Source organism: Pauljensenia sp. 20925_1_25 (genome assembly GCF_041433955.1).
Lineage (GTDB): Bacteria > Actinomycetota > Actinomycetes > Actinomycetales > Actinomycetaceae > Pauljensenia.
Map to the genome: position 1 here is coordinate 1 of NZ_JAPWCL010000037.1, position 5,578 is coordinate 5,578.

The following is a 5,578-nucleotide window of genomic DNA, read 5'->3' on the forward strand; positions in this document are numbered from 1 at the left end:
GAGGGAGCTCCGCTGCGTCGCCTCCTGTCGCCCGGCTCTCGAGATGGTGTGTCGGTATCGTCCGTGGTTCTGTGGGGTCCACCGGGAACGGGTAAGACGACGCTCGCGTATTTGATCGCCAGGGCGTCGGGTCGACGCTTTGTTGAGTTATCCGCTGTCTCATCGGGCGTGGGCGACGTGCGTCGGGTCGTGGACGGTGCGCGCCGGACATTGGCGAGCAGTGGCGAGGAAACAATCCTCTTTGTGGATGAGGTGCACCGCTTCTCCAAGTCGCAGCAGGATTCGCTTCTTCCAGCGGTGGAGAACCGATGGGTAGTGCTGGTCGCGGCGACAACGGAAAACCCGTCCTTCTCTGTGATTGCTCCGCTGCTGTCTCGCTCGCTCCTTTTGACGCTGCGTCCGCTTGAGTCTGAGGCGCTTGAAGGTCTCGTTCGCCGGGCGCTGTCCGATGAACGTGGGCTTGCGGGCCGCTTCGCGATGACAGACGAGGCCGTGGCTGGGTTGGTTCGCTTGGCTGGCTCGGACGCCCGTAAGTCTCTGACGCTGCTGGAGGCGGCGGCTGGGGTGGCCAGCGATGACGGGTCCGGTGAGATCACGGTTGCCAGTGTCGAGGCTGCTGCTAACCAGGCGCTCGTACGCTGGGGGCGTGACCAGCACTACGATGTCACGAGTGCTTTTATCAAGTCGATGCGCGGATCGGACGTTGATGCGGCGCTGCACTACTTAGCGCGGATGATTGAGGCAGGGGAGGATCCGCGTTTCATCGCGCGACGTATCATGATAGCTGCCTCTGAAGAGATTGGGATGGCTGCGCCCGAGGTGCTGTCCACGTGTGTGGCCGTCGCGCAGGGCGTTGCTCTTATTGGAATGCCCGAGGCCCGCCTGCTTCTCGCGCAGGCTGTTGTTGCGGTGGCGACGGCACCCAAGTCGAACGCCACGTACCTGGCCATTGATCGGGCGTTGGCAGACGTTCGGAAGGGACGCGGGGGAGCGGTGCCCGAGCATCTGCGTGACGCTCACTACGCGGGGGCAAAGACGCTGGGGCACGGCGAGGGTTACCTCTACGCTCACGACCATCCGCATCATGTAGCTGCTCAGCAATATCTTCCCGACGACCTTGAAGATACCCGCTACTACGAGCCAACAGAGAATGGACATGAGGCGATCCTCACGAAGAGGCTTGCTGCCATTCGTAGTCTGTTGAAAAGACGCTAGGATAGAACAGTTGTCCGCACGAGCGGGCACCTGGGGCCTTAGCCGACGAACCGCTTCCGGTTCTGGAGTTGGCCCCATGTTGGGGATCCACCCTGACATGACATGAGAAACAGGAAGAAGATTTCATGGCAACGAATCGTTCCCGCAAGCAGGTGCGTGAGTCCCGCGCCCTCGGCCTGGCCCTGACCCCCAAGGCCGTTCGCTACTTCGAGAAGCGCCCCTACGGTCCCGGTGAGCACGGCCGTACCCGTCGCCGCCAGGATTCCGACTACGCCGTTCGTCTGAAGGAAAAGCAGCGTCTGCGCGCCCAGTACGGCATCCGTGAGTCGCAGCTGCGCCGCGCCTTCGAAGAGGCTCGCCGCACCGCTGGCCTGACTGGTGAGAACCTGGTTGAGCTGCTCGAGATGCGTCTGGACGCCCTCGTCCTGCGCGCTGGCTTCGCCCGCACCATCCAGCAGGCCCGTCAGGTGGTCGTTCACCGCCACATCCTCGTTGACGGCAAGATCGTCGACCGCCCCTCCTTCCGCGTGAAGCCCGGTCAGACCATCCAGGTCAAGCCCAAGTCGCAGACCACGGTCCCCTTCGAGATTGCCGCTGAGGGTATTCACCGTGACGTGCTGCCCGCTGTCCCCGAGTACCTGGACGTCGAGCTGTCCCGTCTGAAGGCGACCCTGGTTCGTCGCCCGAAGCGCGCTGAGGTCCCCGTGACCGTCGACGTGCAGATGGTCGTCGAGCACTACTCGCGCTGACGTTTGTCATAGTCGCGCCCCCGAGCTACGCGCTCGGGGGCGCGATTTTCTTTATCCCACAGTCTGCTTATGCGTGCCGATGTGCCCACAGAGGTGGGGACGGACTAACATGGGGCACTATGCGTACGTCTGAAATCCGCACCCGTTGGCTCGACTACTTCGAGAAGCAGGGTCATGAGGTCTGTCCTTCCGTCTCCCTGGTGTCCCCGGAGCCGTCGATTCTGTTTACGATCGCGGGCATGGTCCCCTTCATTCCCTACATCATGGGCGTTGAGCCTGCGCCGTGGCCCAGGGCTACGTCGGTGCAGAAGTGCATTCGTACCAACGACATTGACAACGTGGGTAAGACGACTCGCCACGGTACGTTCTTCCAGATGAACGGTAACTTCTCCTTCGGTGACTACTTCAAGGAAGGTGCTATTAACTTCGCGTGGGATCTGTTGACGGGTTCGCGTGACGAGGGCAAGTATGGCCTCGACGGAGACCGTTTCTGGGTGACGATTTGGGATGAGGACGAGGAGGCTCTCAACGTCCTGACGAAGCAGGTCGGCATGGATCCCAAGCACATTGTGCGCCTGCCGCGCGTGGAGAACTTCTGGGATACGGGCCAGCCCGGCCCCGCCGGCCCCTGTGCCGAGTGGCACTACGACCGTGGTCCCGCGTACGGCCCCGAGGCTGTGGGCGGCACCGTGGATCCGGGCGGCGACCGTTACCTCGAGGTCTGGAACCTTGTGTTCGACCAGTTCATGCGCGGTGAGGGAACCGGCAAGGACTACCCGCTCCTGGGTGAGCTGGACAAAAAGGCGATTGATACGGGTGCCGGCCTGGAACGTCTGGCCTTCGTCATGCAGGACAAGCCCAACATGTACGAGATCGACGAGGTTTTCCCCGTCATTGAGGCCGCCATGCAGATGAGTGGCAAGCGCTACGGTTTGGGTGCAGCCGGTCCCGAGGCCGGGGCAGCCTACGACGATGACGTACGTATGCGTGTCGTGGCGGACCACGTGCGTTCTTCGCTCATGCTGATCGGCGACGGTGTGCGCCCCGGTAACGATGGCCGCGGCTACGTGCTGCGCCGCCTGATCCGCCGCGCGGTCCGCTCGATGCGTCTCCTGGGTGTCGACGAGGCAACCATGCCTACCCTGCTCACCGCTTCGAAGGACGCGATGAAGGCCTCGTACCCTGAGCTGGAGACGAACTGGAAGACGATCTCCGAGGTCGCCTTCGCGGAGGAAGACGCGTTCCGCCGCACGCTCAGCGCCGGTACGACGATCCTGGACGCTGCGGTTGCGAGCGCGAAGGAGTCGAAGGGTGCCCCCGTTATTTCTGGTGCCTCCGCGTTCTCGCTACACGACACCTACGGGTTCCCGATCGATCTGACCCTTGAGATGGCCGCCGAACAGGGCGTGTCCGTTGACGAAGAGGGCTTCCGCACCCTCATGGCCGAGCAGAAGGAGCGTGCACGCGCCGACGCCCGCTCGAAGAAGACCGGACACACCGACGTCCGCGTCTTCCATGACATCGAAAAGGCGATGGGCGGCGGTTCGACGTTCCTGGGTTACACCGAGCAGGCATCCGAGGCCACGGTTGAGGCGCTTCTCGTCGATGGCGTGGAGGCCCCGGCAGCCACCGCTCCCTCTGAGGTTGAGGTGATCCTGGACCGCACCCCCTTCTACGCCGAGATGGGCGGCCAGCTGGCTGACCACGGTACGATTCGACTCGCGGGCGGCGGCGTCGTTGAGGTTCATGACGTGCAGGCCCCGATCCGAGGCCTGAGCGTGCACCGTGGCACCCTGACCGAGGGCGGCATGACGGTGGGGGAGAAGGCCTACGCCGAGATTGACGGCGAGCGTCGCCTCGCGATTGCTCGCGCCCACACCGCTACTCACATGGTGTACGCGGGCCTGCGCAATGTCGTGTCCGAGAATGCGGATCAGGCGGGTTCAGAGAACTCGCCGTCGCGCCTGCGTTTTGACTTCCGTCACTCGAGCGCGCTTGCCGGATCCCAGCTGAACGACATTGAGGCTCTTGTTAACGAGAAGCTCGCTGAGGATCTCCCCGTCACAACGGAGGTCATGAGCATCGAGAAGGCCAAGGAGATGGGCGCAATCGCTCTCTTCGGCGAAAAGTACGGTTCCGAGGTTCGCGTTGTGACAATCGGCGATGGCTTCGACCGTGAGCTGTGCGGTGGCACCCACGTGCCTACGACGGGCCATATTGGCCGTGTGACGGTGCTTGGCGAGGGATCCGTTGCCTCCGGTGTGCGCCGCATCGAGGCCCTCGTTGGCGACGGAGCGTATGAGTTCCAGGCGAAGGAACATGCGTTGGTCTCCCAGCTGTCTCAGCTTGTGGGCGGGCGTGCCGACGAACTTCCCGAGCGAATTGAGTCTCTGCTCATCAAGCTGCGCGAGTCCGAGAAGGAACTGGACAAGATCCGTACCGAGCAGGCGCTGCGCCGCGGCGGTGAACTCGCTGCTGCCTCCGAGCGCGTGGGTAAGGTCAGCCTCGTCGCCTCTGCCGTTGGTGAGATGCCGTCGGCTGACGCACTGCGTACGTTGGCTCTGGACGTTCGTGACCGCATGGGCAACGAGCGCGGTGCCGTCGTAGCGCTTGCCGGTCTTGTCGGCGGTAAACCTTCCTTGGTCATCGCGACGAACGAGGGTGCCCGTGAGGCCTCCGTTAAGGCAGGCGCGCTTGTGCGCGCCGTCGGTAAGTACATGGGTGGCGGCGGCGGTGGCCGCGACGATATCGCCCAGGGTGGCGGCACAAAGCCCGAGGGCATCCCGACCGCACTTGATGCGATTCGTTCGCAGATCGAGGCCCTGTGAGCCTGCGCAGGGGTATTCGCATCGGCGTAGACGTCGGCACCGTTCGTGTCGGCGTCAGCCGTTGCGACCCTGACGGCATCTTGACGATGCCGGTCCAAACGCTGACGCGCGCACCCGATCTGTCGGACCTGTCTGCCCTGGCCGAAATTGTCACCGAACACGATGCCATCGAGGTGATCGTGGGTCTGCCCAGGCACCTGCGCGGCGGCGAAGGAGTCTCCGCTAAGGGGGCGCGCAAGTATGCGCGCCGCCTCAAGAAGCTTGTGCCGGACGTTCGCGTCGCAATGGTGGACGAACGGCTGACATCGAACCAGGCGCATGCGCGTTTACGCGCGTCTGGAATTCCGGAATACGAACACCGCAGCGTGATCGATCAGGTTGCGGCACAGATCATCCTTGAACAGGCCCTTGAGCTCGAACGCATGAGCGGTCGCGCGCCGGGCGAGGAGATCATCCTCGAGACCAGCGAAGGAGCGAATCGATGAGTACGCCCCCCAAATATCCCTTCCGTTCGCGCCGCGAAATTCATTCCGGCCAGCGGAAGGTGTACTCCGATGCTCCGAACGAGGAACAGCTTTCGGCTCCATCCGACCCCACGTCGGCGCGCGGCAGCAGGGGGTCCGCACAGGCCTCGTCTGACCCTACGTCGGTGCGTGGCAGCGTGAGGCGTCCTCAGGCCTCGTCTGACCCTACGTCGGTGCGTGGCGGCGAGAGGCGTCCTCAGGCCTCGTCTGACCCTACGTCGGTGCGTGGCGGCGAGAGGCGTCCTCAGGCCTCGTCTGACCC

The 5,578-nt window shown here is 63.7% G+C and carries 4 protein-coding genes and 1 pseudogene; all 5 read left to right on the forward strand.

Features of this window, described 5'->3' with window-relative positions:
* Positions 1–1,215, forward strand: a 1,215-nt coding sequence (locus O3932_RS10320; RefSeq protein ID WP_371538282.1) for a replication-associated recombination protein A, incomplete at its 5' end; no start/stop codon positions are given.
* Between the two features lie 125 nt (positions 1,216–1,340).
* On the forward strand, positions 1,341–1,964 hold the full coding sequence (gene rpsD, locus O3932_RS10325) for a 30S ribosomal protein S4 (protein ID WP_009056277.1): 624 nt from the start codon (positions 1,341–1,343) through the stop codon (positions 1,962–1,964).
* A 119-nt stretch (positions 1,965–2,083) separates the two neighbouring features.
* The gene (alaS, locus tag O3932_RS10330) at positions 2,084–4,792 is read left to right on the forward strand and encodes an alanine--tRNA ligase (protein WP_371538284.1); all 2,709 of its coding nucleotides are present in this window, start codon (positions 2,084–2,086) and stop codon (positions 4,790–4,792) included.
* Positions 4,789–5,277 (forward strand): Holliday junction resolvase RuvX, encoded by a 489-nt coding sequence (gene ruvX, locus O3932_RS10335; protein WP_083836203.1) that lies wholly within the window; start codon positions 4,789–4,791, stop codon positions 5,275–5,277. The genes alaS and ruvX overlap by 4 nt, the downstream gene beginning before the upstream one ends.
* Positions 5,274–5,578 (forward strand): annotated as a pseudogene (locus O3932_RS10340) (aminodeoxychorismate lyase); the annotation flags it as partial. The gene ruvX and the pseudogene O3932_RS10340, both read left to right, overlap by 4 nt.

Coding starts and splice junctions, on each gene's coding strand:
- rpsD (WP_009056277.1), top strand. CDS start 1,341: ATGGCAACGAATCGTTCCCGCAAGCAGGTGCGTGAGTCCCGCGCCCTC.
- alaS (WP_371538284.1), top strand. CDS start 2,084: ATGCGTACGTCTGAAATCCGCACCCGTTGGCTCGACTACTTCGAGAAG.